This is a genomic window from uncultured Streptococcus sp. (assembly GCF_963456385.1).
GTDB lineage: Bacteria > Bacillota > Bacilli > Lactobacillales > Streptococcaceae > Streptococcus.
Window position 1 is genome coordinate 153,757 of record NZ_CAUOLF010000001.1, and the last position, 24,034, is coordinate 177,790.

22 protein-coding genes are annotated in these 24,034 nt (G+C 44.2%); 17 read left to right on the forward strand and 5 right to left on the reverse strand.

Features of this window, described 5'->3' with window-relative positions:
* Window positions 1-8: 8 nt before the first annotated feature.
* The 4 genes from RP262_RS00775 to RP262_RS00790 all read left to right on the forward strand — a co-directional run bounded on the left by RP262_RS00775 (window position 9) and on the right by RP262_RS00790 (window position 6,157).
* Window positions 9-4,397 (forward strand): PolC-type DNA polymerase III, encoded by a 4,389-nt coding sequence (locus tag RP262_RS00775; protein WP_311153967.1) that lies wholly within the window; start codon window positions 9-11, stop codon window positions 4,395-4,397.
* Between the two features lie 19 nt (window positions 4,398-4,416).
* A complete protein-coding gene (locus tag RP262_RS00780) occupies window positions 4,417-4,569 on the forward strand; it encodes a hypothetical protein (RefSeq protein ID WP_311153968.1) in 153 nt (50 codons plus the stop codon).
* A gap of 21 nt (window positions 4,570-4,590) precedes the next feature.
* Window positions 4,591-5,832 (forward strand): aminopeptidase, encoded by a 1,242-nt coding sequence (locus RP262_RS00785; protein ID WP_311153969.1) that lies wholly within the window; start codon window positions 4,591-4,593, stop codon window positions 5,830-5,832.
* A 94-nt stretch (window positions 5,833-5,926) separates the two neighbouring features.
* Entirely contained in the window at window positions 5,927-6,157 is a 231-nt protein-coding gene (locus tag RP262_RS00790; RefSeq protein WP_002893807.1) for a GlsB/YeaQ/YmgE family stress response membrane protein, read from the forward strand.
* Window positions 6,158-6,218: 61 nt separating this feature from the next.
* Here the strand turns inward: RP262_RS00790 and def are convergent, their stop codons facing one another.
* A complete protein-coding gene (def, locus tag RP262_RS00795; protein ID WP_002902258.1) occupies window positions 6,219-6,851 on the reverse strand; it encodes a peptide deformylase in 633 nt (210 codons plus the stop codon).
* A 193-nt stretch (window positions 6,852-7,044) separates the two neighbouring features.
* On the opposite strand from def, the gene RP262_RS00800 reads away from it, so the two are divergent.
* From RP262_RS00800 to rpsO, 4 genes are all read left to right on the forward strand, one after another.
* Window positions 7,045-8,214 carry an MFS transporter gene (locus tag RP262_RS00800; RefSeq protein WP_311153970.1) on the forward strand — a complete coding sequence of 390 codons (1,170 nt, stop codon included), beginning with the start codon at window positions 7,045-7,047 and terminating at the stop codon, window positions 8,212-8,214.
* A gap of 11 nt (window positions 8,215-8,225) precedes the next feature.
* The gene (locus tag RP262_RS00805) at window positions 8,226-8,954 is read left to right on the forward strand and encodes a pseudouridine synthase (RefSeq protein WP_311153971.1); all 729 of its coding nucleotides are present in this window, start codon (window positions 8,226-8,228) and stop codon (window positions 8,952-8,954) included.
* Window positions 8,955-9,151: 197 nt separating this feature from the next.
* Window positions 9,152-10,180: a hypothetical protein gene (locus RP262_RS00810; protein ID WP_002907980.1), complete on the forward strand. Its 1,029-nt coding sequence runs from the start codon at window positions 9,152-9,154 to the stop codon at window positions 10,178-10,180.
* Between the two features lie 246 nt (window positions 10,181-10,426).
* The gene (gene rpsO / locus RP262_RS00815; RefSeq protein WP_001018251.1) at window positions 10,427-10,696 is read left to right on the forward strand and encodes a 30S ribosomal protein S15; all 270 of its coding nucleotides are present in this window, start codon (window positions 10,427-10,429) and stop codon (window positions 10,694-10,696) included.
* Between the two features lie 531 nt (window positions 10,697-11,227).
* On the opposite strand, the gene RP262_RS00820 is transcribed toward rpsO, so the two are convergent.
* On the reverse strand, window positions 11,228-12,154 hold the full coding sequence (locus tag RP262_RS00820; RefSeq protein WP_311153972.1) for an alpha/beta fold hydrolase: 927 nt from the start codon (window positions 12,152-12,154) through the stop codon (window positions 11,228-11,230).
* A gap of 287 nt (window positions 12,155-12,441) precedes the next feature.
* On the opposite strand from RP262_RS00820, the gene RP262_RS00825 reads away from it, so the two are divergent.
* The 5 genes from RP262_RS00825 to RP262_RS00845 all read left to right on the forward strand — a co-directional run bounded on the left by RP262_RS00825 (window position 12,442) and on the right by RP262_RS00845 (window position 15,329).
* Window positions 12,442-12,855 carry a YjdF family protein gene (locus tag RP262_RS00825; protein ID WP_311153973.1) on the forward strand — a complete coding sequence of 138 codons (414 nt, stop codon included), beginning with the start codon at window positions 12,442-12,444 and terminating at the stop codon, window positions 12,853-12,855.
* 187 nt (window positions 12,856-13,042) lie between these two features.
* Window positions 13,043-13,264, forward strand: coding sequence for a DUF4649 family protein (locus RP262_RS00830; protein ID WP_002899027.1), 222 nt, complete (start codon window positions 13,043-13,045; stop codon window positions 13,262-13,264).
* A gap of 18 nt (window positions 13,265-13,282) precedes the next feature.
* Window positions 13,283-13,597 (forward strand): thioredoxin, encoded by a 315-nt coding sequence (gene trxA / locus RP262_RS00835; protein ID WP_111675285.1) that lies wholly within the window; start codon window positions 13,283-13,285, stop codon window positions 13,595-13,597.
* Window positions 13,598-13,805: 208 nt separating this feature from the next.
* Window positions 13,806-14,165 (forward strand): hypothetical protein, encoded by a 360-nt coding sequence (locus tag RP262_RS00840; protein ID WP_311153974.1) that lies wholly within the window; start codon window positions 13,806-13,808, stop codon window positions 14,163-14,165.
* A gap of 192 nt (window positions 14,166-14,357) precedes the next feature.
* The gene (locus RP262_RS00845) at window positions 14,358-15,329 is read left to right on the forward strand and encodes a hypothetical protein (protein ID WP_311153975.1); all 972 of its coding nucleotides are present in this window, start codon (window positions 14,358-14,360) and stop codon (window positions 15,327-15,329) included.
* Window positions 15,330-15,504: 175 nt separating this feature from the next.
* Here RP262_RS00845 and RP262_RS00850 read toward each other — a convergent pair whose 3' ends face one another.
* The 3 genes from RP262_RS00850 to RP262_RS00860 form a co-directional block, all read right to left on the reverse strand.
* Complete coding sequence (locus RP262_RS00850; RefSeq protein WP_311153976.1) at window positions 15,505-16,152, reverse strand: hypothetical protein; 648 nt, start codon at window positions 16,150-16,152, stop codon at window positions 15,505-15,507.
* A 74-nt stretch (window positions 16,153-16,226) separates the two neighbouring features.
* On the reverse strand, window positions 16,227-18,023 hold the full coding sequence (pepF, locus tag RP262_RS00855) for an oligoendopeptidase F (protein WP_311153977.1): 1,797 nt from the start codon (window positions 18,021-18,023) through the stop codon (window positions 16,227-16,229).
* 115 nt (window positions 18,024-18,138) lie between these two features.
* Window positions 18,139-19,500, reverse strand: coding sequence for an MFS transporter (locus tag RP262_RS00860; RefSeq protein ID WP_311153978.1), 1,362 nt, complete (start codon window positions 19,498-19,500; stop codon window positions 18,139-18,141).
* A gap of 522 nt (window positions 19,501-20,022) precedes the next feature.
* Here RP262_RS00860 and pnp point away from each other — a divergent pair.
* From pnp to RP262_RS00880, 4 genes are all read left to right on the forward strand, one after another.
* Window positions 20,023-22,224, forward strand: a complete 2,202-nt coding sequence (pnp, locus tag RP262_RS00865) for a polyribonucleotide nucleotidyltransferase (protein ID WP_311153979.1) — start codon at window positions 20,023-20,025, stop codon at window positions 22,222-22,224.
* A gap of 91 nt (window positions 22,225-22,315) precedes the next feature.
* The gene (gene cysE, locus RP262_RS00870) at window positions 22,316-22,933 is read left to right on the forward strand and encodes a serine O-acetyltransferase (RefSeq protein ID WP_002899011.1); all 618 of its coding nucleotides are present in this window, start codon (window positions 22,316-22,318) and stop codon (window positions 22,931-22,933) included.
* 30 nt (window positions 22,934-22,963) lie between these two features.
* Complete coding sequence (locus tag RP262_RS00875; RefSeq protein ID WP_311153980.1) at window positions 22,964-23,182, forward strand: YdeI/OmpD-associated family protein; 219 nt, start codon at window positions 22,964-22,966, stop codon at window positions 23,180-23,182.
* Window positions 23,183-23,195: 13 nt separating this feature from the next.
* Window positions 23,196-23,963, forward strand: coding sequence for a nucleoside phosphorylase (locus tag RP262_RS00880; protein WP_311153981.1), 768 nt, complete (start codon window positions 23,196-23,198; stop codon window positions 23,961-23,963).
* Window positions 23,964-24,034: the final 71 nt, after the last annotated feature.

The window sequence follows — 24,034 nt, forward strand, 5'->3', positions numbered from 1 at the left end:
GAAATATCATGTCAAACAAGTTTGAAATTTTAATGCATCAGCTGGATATGCCACTGGAAATGAGAAATTCAGAGGCCTTTTTGAATGCAGAAATTGAGAAGGTTCTGGTCCACAAGGTCAGTCGGGTCTGGGAGTTTCATTTTTCTTTTGCGAATATTCTGCCCATTGAGATTTTTCGGGAATTGCAGAAGCGCTTAGCTCAAGAGTTTTCTAAGACGGGTAATCAAGCTATTTTTGAAATTCACTGTCAGGCTCCTCAGGTGTCGGATGAGCTCTTACAGGCTTATTACCAGCTGGCCTTTGAGGAAGGTCCATGTGCCAGTCATGGCTTTAAAAGCCTGTATCAGGATTTGCGGGTTCATTTGGATGGGGACAAGCTGCTGATTGAGGGGGCTTCGACCATTGATACGGAGCATTTTCGCAAGAATCACCTGCCCAATCTCAGCCAGCAGCTAGTCAAGTACGGCTTTCCTCAGCTGACCTGTCAGGTTCAGCACAGCGATGAGCTGACCCAGCAGCAAGCGGAGAATTTCCAGGCTGAGAATGACAAGATTGTTCAGGCGGCCAATGAAGAAGCGCTCAAAGCCATGGAATCCCTGCAGCAGATGGCACCACCGCCAGAGGAAAAGCCAGCCTATGACTTCCAAGCTCGTAAGGCTGCGGCTAAACCAAAGCTGGACAAGGCAGAGATTACCCCGATGATTGAAGTTCAGACTGAGGAAAACCGTCTGGTCTTCGAGGGAATGGTCTTTGATCTGGAGCAGAAAGTTACTCGGACCGGTCGAGTCCTGCTCAATTTCAAAATGACAGATTACACTTCCAGCTTTTCCTTGCAGAAATGGATGAAAAACGAAGAAGAAGCCAAGAAGTTTGACATGATTAAGAAAGGTGCCTGGCTGCGCGTGCGCGGAAATGTGGAGATGAACAATTTCACCCGCGACCTGACCATGAATGTGCAGGATGTGCAGGCCGTCACCCACTATGAGCGCAAGGATCTGATGCCTGAGGGGCAGAAGCGGGTTGAATTTCACGCCCATACCAATATGTCTACGATGGATGCCCTGCCTGAGGTCGAGGAAATCGTTGCAACGGCCGCCAAGTGGGGCCACAAGGCTGTCGCCATTACCGACCATGGCAATGTGCAGAGCTTTCCCCATGGCTACAAGGCTGCCAAGAAAGCTGGTATCCAGCTGATTTACGGTATGGAGGCCAATATTGTCGAAGACCGGGTACCCATCGTCTACAATGAAGTGGACATGGAGCTGAGCGATGCAACTTACGTTGTCTTTGACGTTGAAACGACGGGGCTTTCAGCAGTTTACAATGACTTGATTCAAGTCGCTGCCAGCAAGATGCACAAGGGCAATATCATCGCAGAGTTTGATGAGTTTATCAATCCTGGGCATCCTCTTTCGGCCTTTACAACGGATCTGACCGGGATTACAGATGAGCATGTCCGCAATGCCAAACCGCTAGAGCAGGTGCTGAAAGAATTTCAGGAATTTTGCAAGGACAGTGTCCTTGTTGCCCATAATGCTACCTTTGACGTGGGCTTTATGAATGTCAATTATGAGCGGCATGGCCTGCCGAAAATTACCCAGCCAGTTATTGACACGCTGGAATTTGCCCGCAATCTCTATCCAGAGTACAAGCGTCATGGTCTGGGGCCTTTGACCAAGCGTTTCCAGATTGCTCTGGAGCACCACCACATGGCCAACTATGACGCGGAAGCGACGGGCCGTCTCCTCTTTATCTTTATCAAGGATGTGGCTGAAAAGCATGGTGTGACCAATCTCAAGGATCTCAATACGGATCTGGTCGATGAGAACTCCTACAAGAAGGCGCGGGTCAAGCATGCGACTATTTATGTGAAAAATCAGACGGGACTAAAGAATATTTTCAAGTTAGTCAGTCTGTCCAATACCAAGTATTTTGAAGGTGTCCCTCGGATTCCACGAACCGTGCTGGATGCCCATCGTGAAGGCCTGATTCTGGGTTCAGCCTGCTCAGAAGGCGAAGTCTATGACGCCGTTGTCTCTCAGGGGGTGGACGCGGCTGTCGAAGTAGCAAAGTATTATGACTTTATCGAGGTCATGCCACCGGCTATCTATGAGCCGCTGATTGCCAAGGAGCAAATCAAGGATCAGGAAGAACTGCAGACCATTATTCGCAATCTGATTGAGGTCGGCGATCGCTTGGGCAAGCCTGTCCTTGCGACAGGGAACGTCCACTATATCGAGCCGGAAGAAGAGATTTACCGTGAGATTATCGTCCGGAGTCTTGGTCAGGGAGCCATGATTAACCGGACCATTGGCCATGGTGAAAATGCTCAGCCTGCGCCGCTTCCTAAGGCTCACTTCCGGACCACTAATGAGATGCTGGACGAATTTGCCTTTCTAGGCGAGGATTTGGCTAAGAAGCTAGTCATCACCAATCCGAATCAGCTGGCGGAGACCTTTGAGCCGGTCGAGGTGGTCAAGGGCGACCTCTATACGCCTTTCATTGACAAGGCTGAGGAGACAGTTGCCGAGCTGACCTATCAAAAAGCCTTTGAGATTTATGGCAATCCGCTGCCAGATATCGTGGACTTGCGAATTGAAAAAGAGTTGACCTCCATCTTGGGGAATGGCTTTGCTGTGATTTATCTGGCTTCGCAGATGTTGGTGCAACGCTCAAATGACCGAGGTTATCTGGTAGGTTCGCGGGGGTCTGTCGGCTCCAGCTTTGTCGCGACTATGATTGGGATTACCGAGGTTAATCCCTTGTCACCCCACTATGTCTGTGGCAAATGTCAATACAGCGAGTTCATCACGGACGGCTCCTATGGTTCTGGCTTTGATATGCCGGATAAGGACTGTCCAGAGTGTGGTCACAAGCTGAGCAAGAACGGTCAGGATATTCCATTTGAGACCTTCCTTGGATTTGACGGGGACAAGGTACCCGATATTGACTTGAACTTCTCCGGAGAGGATCAGCCGAGCGCCCATTTGGACGTGCGGGATATCTTTGGTGCGGAGTATGCCTTTCGGGCTGGAACCGTTGGTACCGTTGCGGCTAAGACGGCCTATGGATTTGTCAAGGGCTATGAGCGCGACTACGGGAAGTTCTACCGAGACGCCGAAGTTGAGCGTCTGGCGCAGGGAGCGGCCGGAGTCAAGCGGACAACTGGACAACACCCGGGCGGAATCGTTGTTATCCCTAACTACATGGATGTTTATGACTTTACACCGGTCCAATATCCAGCTGACGATGTGACGGCCGAGTGGCAGACCACCCACTTTAACTTCCACGATATCGATGAAAATGTACTCAAGCTAGACGTTCTGGGACACGATGATCCGACTATGATTCGGAAGCTTCAGGACTTGTCTGGCATTGATCCAAATGACATTCCTATGGATGATGCTGGCGTCATGGCCCTCTTTTCTGGGACAGACATTCTGGGTGTAACTCAGGAGCAAATCGGCACGCCGACTGGTATGCTGGGGATTCCGGAGTTTGGGACCAACTTTGTACGGGGTATGGTTGATGAGACCCATCCGACGACATTTGCCGAGCTCTTACAGCTATCTGGTCTCTCTCATGGTACGGATGTTTGGCTGGGTAATGCTCAGGACTTGATCAAGCAAGGGATTGCTGACTTGTCCACCGTTATCGGCTGTCGGGACGACATCATGGTTTACCTCATGCACAAGGGCTTGGATCCGAAGATGGCCTTTACAATCATGGAGCGCGTGCGGAAGGGCCTTTGGCTGAAGATTTCTGAAGAAGAGCGCAACGGCTATATCGCAGCCATGAAGGAAAACAATGTGCCAGAGTGGTACATCGAGTCCTGTGGAAAAATCAAGTACATGTTCCCCAAGGCCCATGCGGCAGCCTACGTTATGATGGCCCTGCGGGTGGCCTACTTCAAGGTGCATCATCCGATATATTACTACTGTGCTTATTTCTCCATCCGGGCTAAGGCCTTTGATATCAAGACTATGAGTGGCGGACTTGATGTCGTCAAACGCCGGATGAACGAAATCGCTGAAAAGCGCAAGAACAACGAAGCCTCCAATGTAGAAATTGACCTTTATACGACTCTGGAAATCGTCAATGAAATGCTGGAGCGGGGCTTCAAATTTGGAAAGCTGGATCTCTACAAGAGCCATGCGACCGAGTTTCTCATCGAAGGAGATACCCTTATCCCACCATTCTCTGCTATGGACGGTCTGGGTGACAACGTTGCCCGCCAAGTGGTCAGAGCACGGGAAGAAGGTGAATTCCTCTCTAAGACGGAACTCCGCAAACGTGGCGGTCTCTCTAGCACCCTAGTCGAAAAAATGGACGACATGGGCATCCTAGGTAATATGCCAGAGGATAACCAGTTGAGTTTGTTTGATGAGTTTTTCTAAAATATAGAAAGAGGTTTTTATGAAATTGACCATTTCCGCTCAGGATAAGCCAGCGCAAAAAGTGTTTGATTACCAGCTGGATCTTGATTCAGATACGATTTTGAAAATGACCGTCTTGATTTGCGGTACGGTGGTGGCGGTTAGCTTGCTGTCCCTGTTAAAAGAAAAATAAAAAAAGAAAAGGAGAAGCAGAATGGTTCTGCCAAATTTTAAAGAAAACTTAGAAAAATACGCTAAATTATTGGTTGCCAATGGTATCAATGTGCAGCCGGGTCACACGGTGGCGCTCAATATTGATGTGGAGCAGCGTGAACTGGCTCACTTGATTGTCAAGGAAGCCTATGCTCTGGGGGCTCACGAGGTCATCGTCCAGTGGGCGGATGATTTGACTACGCGGGAGAAATTCCTCCATGCACCAATGGAGCGCTTGGACAATGTTCCAGACTATAAGGTGGCTGAGATGAACTATCTCCTCGAAAAGAAAGCTAGCCGCTTGGGCGTTCGTTCATCTGATCCGGGGGCTTTGAACGGCGTGGATGCTGAGAAATTATCAGCTTCTGCTAAGGCTATGGGGATAGCCATGAAGCCGATGCGGATTGCAACCCAATCCAATAAAGTCAGCTGGACAGTCGCTGCAGCAGCCGGTACAGAGTGGGCTAAGAAGGTCTTTCCAAACGCAGCCAGTGATGAGGAAGCGGTAGACTTGCTTTGGGATCAGATTTTCAAAACCTGCCGTGTCTATGAGAATGATCCAGTAGCCGCTTGGCAGGCGCATGAAGAAAAACTCAGCTCAAAAGCTAAGGTTTTAAACGAGGAGCAATTCACAGCTCTGCACTACACAGCTCCTGGAACTGACTTGACATTGGGCTTGCCCAAGAACCATCACTGGGAGTCAGCTGGCAGTCTAAATGCTCAGGGCGAGTATTTCATTGCCAACATGCCGACAGAAGAGGTCTTTACAGCACCGGACTTCCGCCGAGCTGAAGGTTATGTGACTAGCACCAAGCCTCTCAGCTACAATGGCAACATCATCGAAGGCATCAAGGTGACCTTCAAGGATGGCCAGATTGTGGACATTACTGCTGAAAAGGGCGATCAAGTTATGAAGGATCTTGTCTTTGAAAATGCTGGTGCGCGTGCTTTAGGTGAGTGTGCCTTGGTACCAGATCCAAGTCCGATTTCTCAGTCAGGCATTACTTTCTTCAATACTCTCTTTGATGAAAATGCTTCTAACCACTTGGCTATCGGTGCAGCCTATGCGACTAGTGTGGTCGGTGGAGAGAATTTCTCTGAAGAAGAGCTTGAAGCAGCGGGTCTCAACCGCTCGGATGTCCATGTGGACTTTATGATTGGCTCTGGTCAGATGGATATTGACGGTATCCGAGAAGACGGCAGCCGTGTAGCAATCTTTAGAAATGGAGACTGGGCAATCTAAGATTTCGAGTTGCCTTAAATGGCGCATTCCATAATGATAGCTTCCACTTGCTTCTTTAGAAGCCTTGCTAGAAATATAGAAAGAAGGGGAATATATGATTGGTAGTATGTTTGTCGGTTTTATTATCGGCCTTATCGCCGGGGCTATTACCAGCCGTGGGGAGCGCATGGGCTGTATCGGAAAAATCCTTTTGGGCTGGTTTGGTTCCTTGATTGGTCAATTTCTCTTTGGCCACTGGGGACCAATGCTGGCTGATACAGCTATTGTTCCATCAGTGCTAGGGGCAGTTATTCTCTTGGCTATTTTCTGGAGACGGGATAGTTAGAATAGAAAAAATACCTAGATAGTTTCTATCTAGGTATTTTCGATAATGATATGCAAGTTATTTACTCAATCACCAACATGCCGTCTTTGACTGCAAATGGGTCTTTTTCATTGATGCGGTCATAGAACATGATGCCGTTGATATGGTCGATTTCATGCTGAACAACAATGGCGTTATAGCCTTTGAGTTTGATACGATGCTTTTGACCATCCTTGTCAAAGTAATCCACGGTCACTCGTGCATGACGAACTACGTAGCCCGGTACTTCTCGATCGACTGATAGGCAGCCTTCACCATCAGCTAAGGCTGCATCCTGAACGGAATGGGCTACAATCTTAGGATTGTACATCAGCGTTTGCAGACTATAAGCTTCCTTAGGTGGATTGCCCTCTTCGTCGTCAGGGTTGGGAACTAAAACAGCGATGAGCCGTTTAGAAATATCCAGCTGGGGAGCAGCTAGACCAACACCGCCGCGCAGCCCCATTTTTTCTGCCATGACTGGATCCTGGGAATGCTTGAGAAATTGCATCATCTTCTCGCCCAGAATGATTTCTTGATCTGATAGAGGGAAGCTGACTTCCTCAGCGATAGCGCGCAGGGTCGGATTGCCCTCGCGGATAATGTCCTTCATATCAATTAAATGGGCTGGTTTGGTTAATCGTTCAATAACAGATGTTTTTTCACTCACAGACATGATTCTCTCCTTTTTCTATCCTTCATCATAACATAAAACCTGCAAGAAATAAAGGCGGGAGCGGTTTTGACTGGCTGGGGATGCCTGCTTTTTGATGAAGCCACAGCGACCCATAATATTCCTGACAAAGAAATTGCGTCTTGGCCCAAAAAACTGTATGATAGAGGTAGTGTGAATTTTAAAGGAAAATAGAATGAAAAAATTGATGGAAAAGGTGAGTATCCTCTCGCTTTCTTTGATTCTGACGACGGCTTTTTCGATTTCCAGTGCCCAGTCGGCCATGTTTGCTTTTTATAAAGGGATTCCAGAAAGTTGGGTAGAACTTCTGGTTTCTTTGCCTTCGGCTGGGATTATGCTGATGTTGCTGTTTAATAGAGTCATTGAGAAATACCTGACAGAGCGTCAGATGATTGTGAGTGGGCTTCTGATTTTTTCACTTTGCGGGCTTCTTCCTCTACTTAGTCAGTCTTACTGGCTTATGTTTGCCTCTCGGATTGTCTTTGGGATGGGAATCGGTCTGCTCAATGCCAAGGCTATCTCGATTGTTAGCGAGCGCTACAAGGGACAGGAACGCGTTCGGCTTTTAGGACTGAGGGGATCAGCAGAAGTAGTCGGGACAGCTTTCTTGACTTTTGGCGTCAGTCTACTTCTTCCTCTCGGCTGGCAGGCTGCCTTTCTCGTCTATACCTTTGGACTGGTGGTTTTAGCGCTTTATCTGCTTTTTGTCCCTTATGACAAGGTCTCTGAAAAGCAGCAAGAACAGTCTGAATCGACTCATAAGTTAAGCCAGCAGGATTGGCAGCTAAGTCTAGCTTTTGCCTTTGTGGCGGGGGTTATTGTACTGACTTATATTGCCATCAATGTGCGTGTTCCGGGGATTGTAGAGAAGTCCGGCATGGGGACGGCCCAGACTGCAGGTGTAATTCTTTCCTTGATGCAGTTGATTGGGATTGCAGCGGGTATCAGCTTTGCTAGTTTGACACGCTTTTTTAGAGATAAACTGCTGATGCTTTCTGGTCTGGTTTTTGGACTGACTCAGATTGTTATTGGCTTCTCACCCAATCTCTTGTCACTCAGCATGGCTACTATTAGTGCTGGCTTTGTCTATAGTGTCGGTCTGACGACCATTTTTTACACCCTGTCCGAGCGTATTTCCGCCCATCTACTCAATCAAGCTACTTCTATCGTGATTTTAGGTTGCAGTATCGGAGCAACGGCCACTACATTTGTCCTCAGTTTCATCGGGAGATTCTCCAACACCCCAGCCTTTATCTTCAGCGTTTTGGGACTAGCTATGATTTTGACCTCGCTCTTTGTTCTAAGATTTAGCAAAGAAAAGAGCGGACTAGCTCCGAGAATCTAGGAGGTTATACGATGCGTCTGGATAAATTTTTAGCAGAAAATGGTCTGGGATCACGCGCCCAGGTTAAGCAGCTCCTAAAGAAAGGGCTGGTTTTGGTCAATGGCAGAGCAGAGAAATCACCTAAGACTCAAATTGATGAGACAGCAGATGAGATTGTCGTTTCTGGCCAAAGGCTGACCTATGAAAAATTCGTCTACTACCTTCTCAACAAGCCGCAGGGAGTCATTTCGGCGACAGAAGATGACCGTCATAAGACAGTTCTGGACTTGCTGGACGAGACTGCCTGTCAGAAAGAAGTCTTTCCTGTCGGCCGCTTGGATATTGATACCCACGGCCTGCTCCTTCTGACCAATAATGGCAAACTAGCTCATGCCATGCTGTCACCCAAAAAGCATGTAGAAAAAATTTATCGTGCTCAAGTGGCAGGCCTGATGAACCAAGCAGATGTAGGGCGCTTTGCTGCAGGAATAGAACTGAAAGATTTCACCTGTCAGCCAGCTCAGCTCAAGATTTTAGAGCAAAATAAGGAAAAAGAGACCTCTCTCGTAGAAATTATCCTAGCTGAAGGCAAGTTCCACCAGGTCAAGCGCATGGTGGCTGCCTGCGGAAAAGAAGTCACGGATCTTCAGCGTCTCATAATGGGCCCCCTACAGTTGGATCCTACACTGGCTCTTGGAGAATGGCGGAGACTGACCGAGGCAGAAATACTTTCTTTAGAAATCTTTGGGGTTGAATTGTAAATGACGTAGTACTTCACAGTTAATTTTGTATATCTCATATAGTTGTAATCTGCCAAATGCTAGCCCAAGTCACAAATTTTTTCACTAGTAAATGTTTTTCTAGTTAATATATATGGTATAATAAATTTCAATATAGTAAACAGTTAGTTTACTAGCGATGAGAATTCATTGTTAGAATCATTATAAAGGAGGATTTTATGAATCAGAATGAGTGGGTTGCGCAGTTTGAAGCGACTTATCATCGAAAACCAACAGCTCAAGAGTTTCAAGCGGCAAAGACAAGTGGGAAGTTTGTAGCTCAAGAAATTCCTAAAGCAACAACGATGCTTCAAGCTAAGAACAAGCGCCAAAGGATTATTTTGGGAATTTTAGGACTAGCTACTTCAATTATAGGGATTACAGCAGTTATACTGTTTGGTATGCCACGAAAAGATGTGGTCCTTGATGGTGTATGGATTAATCCAGCTGACTCTATTTCTTTTGTTTATGAACTGAATGATAAGAAAAAGCTATTTAATGGTAAAAAAGATATTGAAAAATTAGCTGAAGGAGACAAAGCTAAGGCTGATTTTGAAAAATTTATTAAGGAAGAAAACGATCCAAAAATTAAGACCTTATCTGACTTTGATAAACATTTCAAACTCAATACTAAGGCTATCTTTTCTGCTTATATTGACGAAAACAAGATTTACCACCTTCTGCAAAATGATGGAAGTATGATTATTTATGATAGTCGTTCAGGTATTAATAGTTCAAATGATTCACAGTATATCAAGCGTCTTCAATTTTATAAAGTTCAGTATCCTAAGGTATTTATTGGTGAGTGGAAAATTCGTTACAAAAATAGTGAAGATTCAATGAACGTAAGTATCTCTGACGTTGGAATTGTAAATATAGAATCCGATCGTGATGAAGAATATAATTCTAGTGATTCGAGTAGATTGGGACTCTATCCCTTTATAGAATATACGAAATTGATTGCTGATAATCCTGAAGAGAAACTGAGTGAAAAAGAAGTGGGGGAAAAGATTGCCTTGATTAAAGAATCAGTCAGAGAAGAAGGTTATCAAGTCAAAAGTAATAAGGATATCTACATTGATATCAATTCTAACAATTATTTCGTAATAGTCCAAAATGGTAAGAAAATACTTATTCTTGATACTGGTGGTACAATCAGAGCAAGTTTAGAAAAGATAGATGAACTAAAGTTTTTTAACCAGTCCTAGGAGACTGGTTTTTTATGACTATCCTGAGCAGATTATCTTTTTATTTGCTTGCTGGAGAATAGCTACTTATGCTTGGCTATTTAGCAAAAATTACAATTTAGATGGGAAGAAGATGGAGTAGAATCATTTGACAAAGGTAGCCCTTCTTGGTAGAATAAGTATGTCGTAAAGACAAATAACTTCTTCTTGGTTGCAGGCCATGCCAAACCTACCACTCGGATGAAGCGTAAAGAAAAGGAGTATATCATGGCAATCTCAAAAGAGAAAAAAAATGAAATCATTGCACAATACGCACGTCACGAAGGTGACACTGGTTCAGTAGAGGTACAAGTTGCTGTCCTTACTTGGGAAATCAACCACCTTAACGAACACATCAAACAACACAAAAAAGACCACGCTACTTACCGTGGTTTGATGAAGAAAATCGGTCGCCGTCGTAACCTCTTGGCTTACCTTCGTAAGAACGATGTTAACCGTTACCGTGAGTTGATCAACTCTCTTGGACTTCGTCGTTAATCTTGCGTCTAAAACGTTTCTATACTTCGTTGACTTCGCCTTGATGTACCATAAGTACAATCTTCGCTTCGTCGCCTAGTTTATAAACGTTTTATCCAGCAAGAATCACGATGCTAAAGGCGTCAAAAATCCGTATGAAAATAGGGAAACGACACCGTGTTCGATGAACGCAAGGAGTTTCATCTTTTTCGCTAGGATTTTAGCCCGAGCTCAAATTGGCTCTCTGATTTCAGGGAGCTTTTTTGTTTTATCAACTCACTTAGGCCGTGTTCAATTAAATACACAAAGTTGAAGCTGCTCTACTAAAGAGTAGCTTTTCTTTTTCACTAGGATTTTAGCCTGAGCTCAAGTTAGCTCTCTGATTTCAGATGGCTTTTTTGTTAATCTTTTCTCTAAAATACTTTGTTTGCTTGTTAGCCTATATCAATTGATTTGAATATCAGTATTTTTTCTATCTTCAGACAACATTTCTAATTTTTCCAAACAAAAAGTCCTTCTATTTCTTTAGAAGAACTTTTTCGATTAGCAGCTTTACTCTTTCAAGAATTTTTGGATCGCAGGAGCGGCAGTGATAGCAAATCTTTCGTCAATACGATGCTCCCCGCCTTCTACAGTGACCAGCTCTGCATTTGGAATGGTCTGACTCGCTTGAACAGCATACTGGTAGGGCACGACTGCATCATCAGTGCCGTGGATTATGAGGGTCGGAGCTGTGATTTTGGCCTGCTCTGCTTGGATGTCAATGTCTAAGGCATCGATTAGATAAATCTTGCCCAGAGTAGTATTGTGGTGTGTCAGGCTATCAGGAAGTTGGTCGAAGTCAGGACTCCCTAGCTCACGATAGGTCTCTTTGGCATCATCGAAAAGAACGAAAGCTGGAAAGATAAGCAGGAGTTTGTGTACGCGGTCTGGATAAGCAGCAGTATAGAGACTGGCAACGACACCGCCTTGGCTAGCACCGAATAAGCTCATTTTGCTTTTATCTACAAAGGTCTCGGAACTCAGCTTTTCCATGACTTGAGTCAAGTCTGTGAGTTCGGTCTTGACCGACATATTCAGCATATCCTGTCCACCGCTTTTCGATTGGCGGCTGCCGCCGTAGAAATCAAAGCTGTAAACCAGATAACCTTGCTTTGCCAGCAGCTGACTGTACATTTCATATTGCTCAAGGGTATTGTTCAATCCATGTGCGATAACAATAGTCGGCAATTTTTTACTCTTGTAGTCAGAAGGAGCAGTAATCTTTCCGTAGAGCTGCTTGTCAGCGTATGAAACGCTGTATTCCTCGGACACAATGTCCTCTGTCGGAGTCGGTTGATTTTCGCTTTTCTCACTAGAAGCTGTTTGTGTGGTTTCTAGCTTAGGAGGAGTAGAGTTCAGTTTGGTCTGGGAGTGCCAGAAGAACAGAGCCAGTCCTGTCAAGATCAAGACTGCTAAGAAAGTCCAAATATACTTCATAGTTCTCTCCTTTCAGTATTTGTAGTATTATAGCGGAAATGAATGTATTTTACAAGAAGAGAGCTTTCTTATTTTTTGATTTTTCTGCCTTTCATACAAGAAAATCCAATTCACTTATCTAAGCGAGATTCTGATAATCTTGAATTTTTTAGAAAATCTTGCTAGACTATAGCTACTAAGATAAAAACACAGTTCTGGTTGGTAGTCCAGACGCAAAAACCATTTTTTGTCAGTAACCTTCCTCCTTGGTTGTCCATTCTTAGGGATTTTTTAAAGGAGGTGCTGTCATGGATAAGATTTCAATGACGCTGACAGTTTATTTTGAAGAGGGATTTTGGCATGGTCTTTTCGAGCAGGAACATGCTCAATCTTATAGAGTTTGCCGAGTCACCTTTGGTGCAGAGCCTAGCACGCAGGAATTGTTGGATTTTCTAAACCGTTATTATCATCGGTTGCAGTTTAGTCCTAGCATCAGAGTGAAGGAGAGGACTAAGTCGGTCAGTCTTAAACGCCTGCAGAGACAGGCTGAAAAAGAGCAGATGGCTTCACGTTCTTCAAAGTCTCAGGAAGCGCTGAGTCTGCAATTAGAAGAGCAAAAGAAAATCGATCGAGTCAAGCGTAAGCAGCAGAAAGAACTGGCTAAGCAAAGGAAATTCGAACTCAAACAGCAAAAACGATTGGAAAAGCACAAGGGGCATTGAGCCTGGTTTTTCTTATTTATATGGGAAAGTCTTCCGTAGGGAGGCTTTTTGTTTGTCAGGCAATCAGTGAGTGGCTTAAAAAGTGAATTGATTTCTCCAAGTCGTTTTATTTGACAGATGTAACAAAAGAGATTACAATATAATCATAAAATAAAAATTACATGAGTAGTTTTGAAAAGGAGAAGTTATGATTGAAATCACATATTTGGATGCTGTCAAGCAGGAGCGGAAGATGACCTTTGAGTCTTATCAGGAGTTTGAGCAGTCCCAGCAGGCCTGCTTGATTGGAGTGGCAGATTATTACCCAGTTAAAAAACTGACTTATAAAGGTCATGATTTGAACTACCAGGGCACTTATGGGGACGTCTTCTTTTTCCTGATGAAGCAGGATTTGACAAAGTTTGACTAAGAATAAAGGAGAAAAATAATGGTAAAAGTAATCACAGATGCAACATTTGAGCAAGAAACAAAAGATGGATTAGTGCTCATTGACTTTTGGGCCACTTGGTGCGGACCTTGTCGGATGCAGGGGCCAATCCTTGACAAGCTCTCAGAGGAACTTTCTGAAGATGAGCTCAAGATTGTCAAGATGGATGTGGATGAAAATCCAGCTACAGCACGCACTTTTGGCATCATGTCTATCCCGACCTTGCTCTTTAAAAAAGACGGTCAAGTCGTCAAGCAGGTGGCGGGTGTTCATACTGCCCAGCAGATTAAAGCCATTATGGCTGAGTTGGCATAAAGTAAGATGACGGTTATATAGGCCTGTTTTAAAATGAGACTGCTCTTGTTTGGAGCGGTCTTTTTTATTTCGATTATAACAATAATGAGTCAATTTAAAATTTTTGTTTGAAAATGCATATTTTAAGGTATAATAAGTAGAGGTAAATTTTTTCCAACGGGATCGCGCTATAGAGCTGCATTATTTAAAACATAATGGGAATGAGGTGATGATTATTATTGAGTTGCTAAAACATCTTTTATTTGTTTTTATGATTTTTACACCATTTGTTGCCCCAGCAGTTTTGTGTTTTTTTGTAGGGTGGATGATTCCTAGAGAGCAGATCACACAAAAAAGAATCTTATTAGTATTGGCTTTGTTGATCCCTGTTTTGCTTTTAATTTCGTATTTTGCCCCTCAGATATTAGGCCTAGTGTTTTGGAGTCTGATTTGGTTTTTCATCGGGTTGCTGCGAATGAAGAATTATACTAAGTCACAGTACTGGACAAGATGGCTTATATTTATCGCTTGTTTTAGTGCCTATATTTTACTTTATCTCCGCTTTTTTGGGCCTCTTTATTTTTATTAAACTATTTAAAAATCAGCTTGAAGATTTGATTCAAGCTGATTTTGTTTATTCTTTATTGCCCCAACTATTTGCTGTAAGAAATATGATAAAGAAACCAGAAAATCAAAATCTTGTTGTTTCGGGTACGTCAAAAAAAGTTATCATGATATAATAGATAGTAGGCATTAAAATCAATTGGAAAAGGAGCATATCATGAGAAAGATATTTAGATTTTATTTCCTTGTAGCTATAGTAGCTTTATTAGTTGGATGTTCGTTTAATCGCTCAAATACTGGAAGAAATAATTCAGAAGCCCCAAAAAACACTGAGGCTTCGACTTATCATAATACGGATGTAACTGGCCCTGCTGCGTCATTTGACTGGAATGCAAAAGTCGGCCCTGTTTCCTATGAGAAAACATACGTTGAAACAAATAGTGGCAAGGAAATCACTACAACTTTAGATGGCGTCAAACAGGCAGCTGATAATCTTGAAAAGAAGAAAAAAGAAATTTCTGACCCTAAGGTTCAAGCGGCCCTTAAATTGGTGGATGCTGTCTTTGTCAATCAAGAAAACTTCAATTTGGTTGTGAAAGCTACAGGGACAAGCAATCAAGAAGAATTTTTTAATAAAATTTGGAATGAGGTTTTAATCCCTACCTTGTCTGAACGCTATTCAACTTTTTCAAATGATACAGTCTTTAAATACAAGGGAGAAAGTTACCCTATCAAGGTGTACGCACCAATGTTTTTCAAGGTAAATACCAATGCATTGGGAAAAGCTGGGGCCTATACTCTTGAGGATTATAAGGTAGATGGCGACATGGTTTATTTGCAATTCAAGGCTCCATCAGTAGATACTTATCAATATGAAGTGAAGGCTTCTTATCATAATAATTATAAAGAATTCTTCCAAGGAATGGTGGATGAACACAATAAGATTGTCGAAACCAACTATGCCAAAGGATTGAATATTCGATTTGTCTATCAATTGGCTGCTCTTGATTTTAAAGCAGACAACTATGTGGATTTACAGGGGATGGATTATCTTGACAATAGTACCCATTACCTTGCTATTAAGGTAGATAGTAAGGGAAAAGCTACAATAGACAAAGAAAATATTGCCAATCTTTTACAAATCAATATGACACCAGCGAATGAAGCGAATAAAAAGAAATTTGAATAACCTTTAGTAAGAGCTCTTCGATACATGCGAACTCTTACCTCCTGCTAGTTGGACATCGAGTAGATAAAAGCTACCTAGATTGCATGAAAAAATCACCTGTTTTGTACTGACCCCCAAAAGTTAGACAGGAAAAATCTAACTTTTGGGGGTCAGTACAGCTACCTAACACTCTTCATTAATCCGTCACGGCACCTGTTCCATCAAAGCTCCAAGTATCTTTGACATAAGTTGTCAATTGAGCTATTGTTTTTTCATCGCAAACACACGAAATCATATACACCTTATCGTCCTTTTGGAATGTCCAGAGAATAGTATAATTGCCTGATTTAAGGCTCATATTTACTTGAATTGCTTCGTTTCCTCCAACAGTAACAGAAGATCTTGAAACCTTAACAACTTTATTTTTTCCGTTCATGGCACTTTCAAATCTTTGAGCCATCATCTCAGCACTAAATTCCTCTCCTTCATCTACATTTGCTTTTTCTCTATTGGTGGCATTTAAAATAATAGCATTAGTACCACTCTGATCTATGTATTGGATGTTATCTCCACCTTCTACATATTCATATTTTTTCCAGTCACTCGGGATACTGACATATCCATAATCTGCTGAACCGATTCGTTTAGTTTTTTCAGAACTCTGATCACTATCTGATATTTTTTCCTTTACCTTACTACTCGATTCTGTAGTCTCTTTTACAACACTTGTGGAACTAGATTCCGAAGATGATGACTTACTGGACTCTTTCTTTGAACTGCTACAAGCAACAAGACTAACTAAAGACAAGACTGCAACAGCCACTAGTAGGGGCTTATTTTTCATGTTATCTCCTCATTGATAGATTTTTATTAACTAGTCTAACATATTCACCAACGAATTCCTCACGGAATAAGTATCTATTCCCCCAACTCCTCGCTGTAAGCAATAATCTGATCAACCGTGTCAGACAAGAACTGGATGGTGTCGCGGAGTGGTTTGTCTGTCGAAATATCTGCTCCAATAATCATAGCTGACTCAAGCGGAGTCTTGCTGCCGCCAGATTTGAGTAGCTCAAGCCAGTCACGGGCACCATTTTCGTCATTTTTCAGATGTAGGTAGCCGGCAGTAGAGATGACCAAGCCTGCGGAGTAAGTATAGCTGTAGAGTCCCATGTAGTAGTGGGCTTGGCGCATCCAAGTTAAGGAAGCATCGTCGTCAATCTCAACGGCATCGCCCCAGAAATCCATCAAGACTTCTTTCATGATAGCGTTGAGTTTGCTTGCGCCGAAGGTTCCGCCTTCTTCAATCAAAGTATAGACCTTACGTTGGAAGGCAGCTTCCAGCAAGTGAGTAATGAAGTTATGGAAGTAGGTATCCGTCAGACGGTGAGCCAGGGCAAAGCGTTTCTGGCGAGGGTTATCAAACTGGCGTTCCAGATAATCACTGAGCAGGAGCTCATTAAAGGTAGACGGTGCTTCCACATAGTAGGTGGACATGTGGGCGTTGAAGTAGCTTTGGTGATTGTCAGAGAAGATAAACTGACCGGAGTGGCCAATCTCGTGAATCAAAGTATAGACATCGCTCATGCGACCAGTCCAGCTCATGAGGACATAAGGGTGAACCCGATAAGGATCCGCAGCATAGCCTCCAGAGTCCTTTCCGGCATTGGCCGCAAAGTCGACCCAACGTTCTTCCTTGTAGCGGGCAACTTCTTGACAATATTCTTGTCCGAGAGGCTCGACTGATTTCATGACGAGGTCATAGGCATCGTCAATGCTGACTTCAGGATTGAGCTCGCTGTCCAAGTCCAGCTTCCAGTCGGCAAAGGTCATTTTTTCAAGTCCGTTTACCTTAGCGACATGCTTGAGGTATTTCTGAGCCACTGGGGCAAATTCGCTCATGATCAAGTCAATCTGCCGGTCAAACATAGAGCGATCAACTTCTTGCTCAGCTAGCAAATAGTCAAAGACAGAGTCATAGCCTTTCATGTCAGCCAGCAGTTTTTCAGACTTGACCTGAGCCAGATAGGCAGCTGCAGCAGTATTTTGATGCTGACGAAGGCCTTCAGAGAAAGAGCGGAAAGCTTTTTCGCGGATTTCTGCATTTTCATGGTTTTGATAGAAATTCTCATAGGTGACAAAGCTGTTTTTGTAAACTTTGCCGTCTACTTCAAAGTCAGCCATAGCAAAGTCGCCGGCCCGCATCTTGGTGTAAATATCCTGTGGACTGTAAAAGACTTCACCTAGATTGGTCAAGGCTTTTTCGACATCCGCTCCCAGATAGTGGGCTTTTTTGATTTTAGCTTGGCGAATGGCTGAAGTCAGATGGGGCTCTTGGCCTAGTTTTTCTAAGACAACTTCATCTGCACCGACCAGAGCGTCGTCAAAGAAGCTAAGTGCGACATTGGCCTCGGTCTCAAACTCCATGGCTGCTTGGGCAATCTGCGCAAAGCTCTCGTCGCCAAAGTCAGTGGTCTGTGGCATAAAACCGTAGTTGCCGATATGGCTGATTTGGATATAAATCTGCTCTAACTCAGCAAAAGCTCGCTCAAAATCTTCGAAAGTGCTGAGCTTGCCTTGGTAATTCCGGACGAATTTCTGGATGTCCTCTCTGGCCTTTTCGATGGCCCGCAGGAAGTCCTCCTGGTCTTGGTAAAGGGCCGTTAGGTCCCAGAGTTCATTTTCCGGAAATTCAGAACGATGTTTTTGTTCCATAGTCTACTCCTTTTGTCGTATATAGAAATAGTATAGCAAAAAATCCCCCAAAATGTCTTTGGGGGAGAAGGATAAGTCAGTAATTTTTAGCTGTTTATCAGATTGAGGATAAAAGTCAATGTTTCTTTGCTGCAATCCTTTTAAAAAGCAGTAGATAAGACAAGAATACGAAGATAACCAGGCCTAATAGCAGGGTGAAGACGTTTTGAGTTCCTTTTGTCATATTGGGAGCTTGATTAGCGATGACGGCCGTTACTGCGGTACCTATAGCACCCGCAAAGGTCTGGGTCAGCTGAAACAGCGCAGTCGTATCTGCAGTCTTTCCTTTATCAACTTGAGTCGTCGCTAGGGCAAGTGTGTTATTGAAGGCCATGTTTCGCCCCAAGGTAAAGCAAATATAAATCGCAATAACAGCTGTTAAAGTGAGTTCTTTTGTAAAGATAAGGAGCAAGAGTACAGCAAGAAAAAGAAGAGAATTTCCTGTAAAAAGGGTTGGTTTGGGACCTTTTCTATCATAGAGTTTGCCAAAGACAGGAGATAGGAAAGCTCCAAGCATAGTTCCTGGAAGCAGTGCAAATCCTGCCTGAGCGGTTGAAATGTCTTTTTCTATAACTAGGAAGTTGGGAATCAGAAAATTCGCTGATAGGTTGATAAACTGAAAAATGAAGAAGGGTAAAATAGCCAATAAGACCGTTGGTTGCTTTAAAATCCGAATATCTAAGAATGGATGATCAATCTTCAAGCTCCGATAGATGAAGCAAGCTAGTGGCAGTAGGCAGAGAACAAGATAGAGCCAATCGATATGTCCTTCTTCTAAGCTAGAGATAGCTACAATGGCAAACACGAGTGAGCTTGCTAAGAGGAGAAATGAGAGGAGATCAAAGGCGCGTTTCCTAGACTTCTCGGAATTCCTTAAAAAGAAAAAACCAAGAATAAAGGAAATGATTGGAACGGGAAGAATTAAGGTATAAATCATATGCCAGTCAAAACGACTAATCATAAAACCACCGTAAGTCGGCCCAATTGCTGGTGCTAGGCTGACCACCATCCCAGACAAGCCCATGTAGGTTCCAATTTTTTGCTTAGGAACACGCTCAACAATTAAGTTAAAGAGCAAAGGAATGGCTAATCCAGTAGCGCCACCTTGCAGGATTCTCCCTATCATCAAGGCGGGAAAGCTTGAAGCCAACATGGCAATCAGTGTGCCTAAGCAAAAGTTGGCCAAAGCGGTAAAGAGGATGGTTCTCTCTTTCCAATTGTGGGCCAAGGTTGCTCCTAAAGTAATTGTAATGGCCACTGCTAATAAATATCCTGTTGTAATCCATTGTAGCGTTCCCAATCCTAATCCAAAGACCTTGCTTAGGTGCGGGAAGGTTACATTCATACTGGTTTCAGATAAGATGCCTGCAAAGCTGACTAAGGCTGTCGCAAGGAGCGAGAAAAAATCTTTCTTTTCAACTGTTTGATGATCTGACACGATTGTCTCCTTTACATGTTTGAAATGAGTCACTGTATTTATTATAAAGCAAGAAGTCCTCTTTGAAAAGTGAATAGTGGCTATACCGCCATCCTATTTGACGAATCAAAAGGGAAAAAACGAACTCTGACAGCCAGCTATAATCAGCTATAGAAAAGAAAAATAGATTTTCAGTACTTTTATAGAAAAAAGCCATTTTCAGCCTTTTTCTTTTGCCTGAAATTGTGGTAAAATAAGGTCTGTACGTGCTTGATACAAAGATGAGGATATAATAAACTGCTAAGACCATGATATTAAAGTCAAAGTGCTAACTGAACACGTCCTAAGAGTTGCTTAAGGGCTTAATATCTTGATGAACTGAATACGACCTAAAAGCTGTGTAAAAAAAGATAAACTGTCTTGTCTTCATCGAAGACTTAATCAGTTTCCTATTTTTACTTTGCTTTTGACGGTCTTAGTATCTTGATCTTTGTAGCCAAGGCGTATGAAAAAATTTGAGCATGTGCTCGGCAAGGAGTCTTTATGACAAAACAAGTTTTAAAAACCGTTTTTGCAGGCCGTGAGCTGGTAGTTGAAACCAGTCAGGTTGCAAAGCAGGCAAATGGCAGCGCCGTTGTTCGATATGGAGAAAGTACCGTTTTAACTGCGGCAACCATGTCCAAAAAGATGGCTACTGGTGACTTTTTCCCATTGCAGGTCAACTATGAGGAAAAAATGTATGCGGCTGGGAAATATCCTGGTGGATTTAACAAGCGCGAAGGCCGTCCGTCAACAGATGCGACTTTGACCGCCCGCTTGATTGACCGTCCGATTCGCCCTATGTTTGCGGAAGGTTTCCGCAATGAAGTTCAGGTTATCAATACTGTTCTTTCTTATGACGAAGATGCTTCGCCTCAAATGGCCGCTATGTTCGGTAGCTCTCTGGCTCTTTCTATCTCAGATATTCCTTTTAATGGGCCTATCGCAGGAGTTCAAGTCGGCTATGTAGATGGTGAATTCATCATCAATCCTAGCAAGGAACAAAAAGAAGTTTCACTTTTGGAACTGACAGTGGCTGGTACCAAAGAGGCTATCAACATGGTAGAGTCTGGAGCCAAGGAGCTGCCTGAAGATGTCATGCTGGAAGCTCTTCTCAAAGGGCACGAAGCAGTCAAAGAATTGATTGCCTTCCAAGAAGAAATTGTCGCAGCAGTCGGCAAGGAAAAGGCTGAAGTAGAATTGCTGCATGTTGATGAAGAGTTGCAGGCTGAGATTGTCGCAGCTTACAACAGCGACTTGCAAAAGGCTGTACAGGTAGAAGAAAAGCTGGCGCGTGAAGCAGCAACTCAAGCTGTCAAAGACCAAGTCACAGCAGTCTATGAAGAGAAATACGCGGACCATGAAGAATTCGACCGTATCATGCGTGATGTGGCTGAAATCTTGGAGCAAATGGAGCATGCAGAAGTACGTCGTTTGATTACCGAAGATAAGGTCCGTCCTGACGGTCGTAAGGTTGATGAAATCCGTCCACTGGATGCAGAAGTGGATTACCTGCCGCGCGTGCATGGTTCTGGTCTCTTTACTCGCGGTCAAACCCAGGCCTTGTCTGTTCTGACTCTGGCACCAATGGGTGAAACGCAAATTGTAGACGGCTTGGATCCAGAATACAAGAAACGTTTCATGCACCACTATAATTTCCCGCAATATTCTGTCGGTGAGACAGGCCGTTATGGGGCTCCTGGCCGTCGTGAAATCGGACACGGTGCTCTTGGTGAACGTGCCTTGGAGCAAGTCTTGCCTAGTTTGGAAGAGTTTCCTTACGCTATCCGTCTGGTAGCAGAAGTCTTGGAGTCAAACGGTTCTTCCTCCCAAGCTTCTATCTGTGCGGGCACTTTGGCTTTGATGGCTGGTGGTGTGCCGATTAAGGCTCCGGTTGCTGGTATTGCTATGGGCTTGATTTCAGATGGCAGCAACTATACGGTTCTGACGGACATTCAAGGTTTGGAAGACCATTTTGGTGATATGGACTTTAAGGTGGCTGGTACACGTGAAGGTATTACCGCCCTGCAGATGGATATCAAGATTGAAGGAATTACAGCTGAGATCTTGACAGAAGCACTGGCTCAGGCTAAGAAAGCCCGCTTTGAAATTCTGGACTTGATTGAAGCAACGATTCCAGCTCCTCGTCCTGAGTTGGCTCCAACTGCTCCGAAAATTGATACGATCAAGATTGATGTGGACAAGATTAAGATTGTCATCGGTAAAGGCGGGGAAACCATCGACAAGATTATCGCTGAGACTGGTGTTAAGATTGACATTGATGAAGAGGGTAATGTATCCATCTACTCTAGCGACCAAGATGCCATCAATCGTGCTAAGGAAATCATTGCTGGCTTGGTCCGCGAAGCAAAAGTGGACGAAGTTTACCATGCCAAGGTTGTTCGAATTGAGAAATTTGGTGCCTTTGTCAATCTCTTTGACAAGACGGATGCCCTCGTTCACATCTCAGAGCTGGCTTGGACTCGGACCAACAACGTCGAAGATGTCGTACAAATCGGTGATGAAGTGGATGTCAAGGTTATTAAGATTGATGCCAAAGGCCGGGTAGATGCTTCCATGAAAGTATTGTTGCCGCGTCCACCAAAGTCTGATAAGCCAAAACATCATCATGACGAGGGACATCATCCACACAAGGAGCACAAAGGTCACAAAGACCATCAAGGAAGCCCTAAAATAGAAGAATAAGAGGTCGCTTATCCCTGCAGACCTCATCAAAAATCGGCAGAGGCGAGCCTAGTTCTCGTCTCTCCTTGTTTAGAGAAGGAAGGAGGCTAGCATGGGTTGGTGGAAGGAATCTATTGATATTGTAAAAGAAAATGACCCGGCGGCACGAACGTCGTTAGAAGTCTTGCTAACCTATCCAGGCATTAAAGCTTTGGCGGCCCACCGCCTCTCGCATTTTTTGTGGCGGCACGGCTTCAAGCTGCTGGCGCGCATGCACAGTCAATTCTGGCGTTTCTGGACCCAGATTGAGATTCATCCTGGCGCTCAGATTGAGTCGGGTGTCTTCATTGACCATGGCAGTGGTCTGGTGATTGGAGAGACAGCCATTGTGGAGAAGGGGGCCATGCTTTACCACGGTGTGACCCTAGGCGGTACGGGCAAGGATACAGGCAAACGCCACCCGACCGTCCGTCGAGGTGCTTTGGTCTCTGCCCATGCTCAAGTCATTGGGCCGATTGAGATTGGTGAAAAAGCCAAGGTCGGAGCCGGTGCAGTTGTTGTAGCTGATGTTCCAAGTGATGTGACGGTGGTCGGAGTTCCAGCGAAGATTGTCCGTGTTCACGGTGAGAAAGACGAGCCAACCATTCACGAGGTGGAGGAGAAACGGGAATACTATCTAGACAAGCTAGAGCATGCCCGTGAAGCCAGCCACCATTCATCAAGTCTATAGAAAAGGTTGGCAAAGCTATCGAAGTGAAATATGACAGGAGGAACCGATATGTCAGATTTATCAGATGCTATTTTGAACCAGGTAGTCCTTGAACTAAAAGAAGGTTTGGACGGCCCTGCCAAGGAGCGTTTTACCAAACTGCCGCCTAGCCACCAGCGCGAATGGGCTCGCTATATCAGTGAAGCCAAAAAAGATGAGACCAAGCTGCGCCGTATAGAAAAGATGAAGGTGGATTTGCTGAGGCCATAAAGAAAGAGAACTTATGCTATTAGAGGAATTTGAAGATGTAGCTGGGGTTATTGAGCCAACTGAAAAGCCAATCCATGACAAGGGTGAAGTGTGTGAAACCATCATCCTGTCCTTTAACGGGGAAATTCTGAAACGTTTGATTGAGTCAGAAGAGGTATATCCAGGAGGTTATTTGAAAAGCATAAACGGACAGCATCCATGGTATATGTACCGCCAAGGTCCTAGCAAGCTAGCAGTTATGTTGGCTCCGATTGGGGCTCCCATGATAGTCGGCCAGCTGGAGGAGTTGGCGGCCAGAGGCTTCAAGAATTTCATCATTCTAGGTTCCTGTGGCGTTTTGGATCGCTCAATTGAGGCGGATAAGATCATCCTGCCTGCAACCGCTTTGCGAGATGAAGGGACTAGCTATCACTATGCCCCACCGGGTGACGAAGTCGCCTATGACGAATCCCTGCTGATTAAGCTGGAAGCCATCTTTGACAAGCACGATATCGAGCATATCCGCACCAAGTCTTGGACGACTGATGCCTTTTATCGGGAAACGCCTGATAAGGTCAAGCGGCGCTTAGCTGCGGGTGCCCAAGTGGTGGACATGGAAGCTTCAGCTATCATGGCTTGGAGTCAATTTCGCAAGAGTAAAGTCTATCAATTCTTCTACACAGCTGACTATGTGGATCATCATAACCGAACCTGGGATGCCCGCCATGAAGAACGGACAGCTGATGCCATGACTTTTTTCACTATCGCTTTGACAATAGCAAAGGAACTAGAAAGGAACTGAGCAGAACTAGAAAGGAAACTACAAGAATGGCAGTATATTTTTACGGCTGTATCACCATGGATGGCTACTTG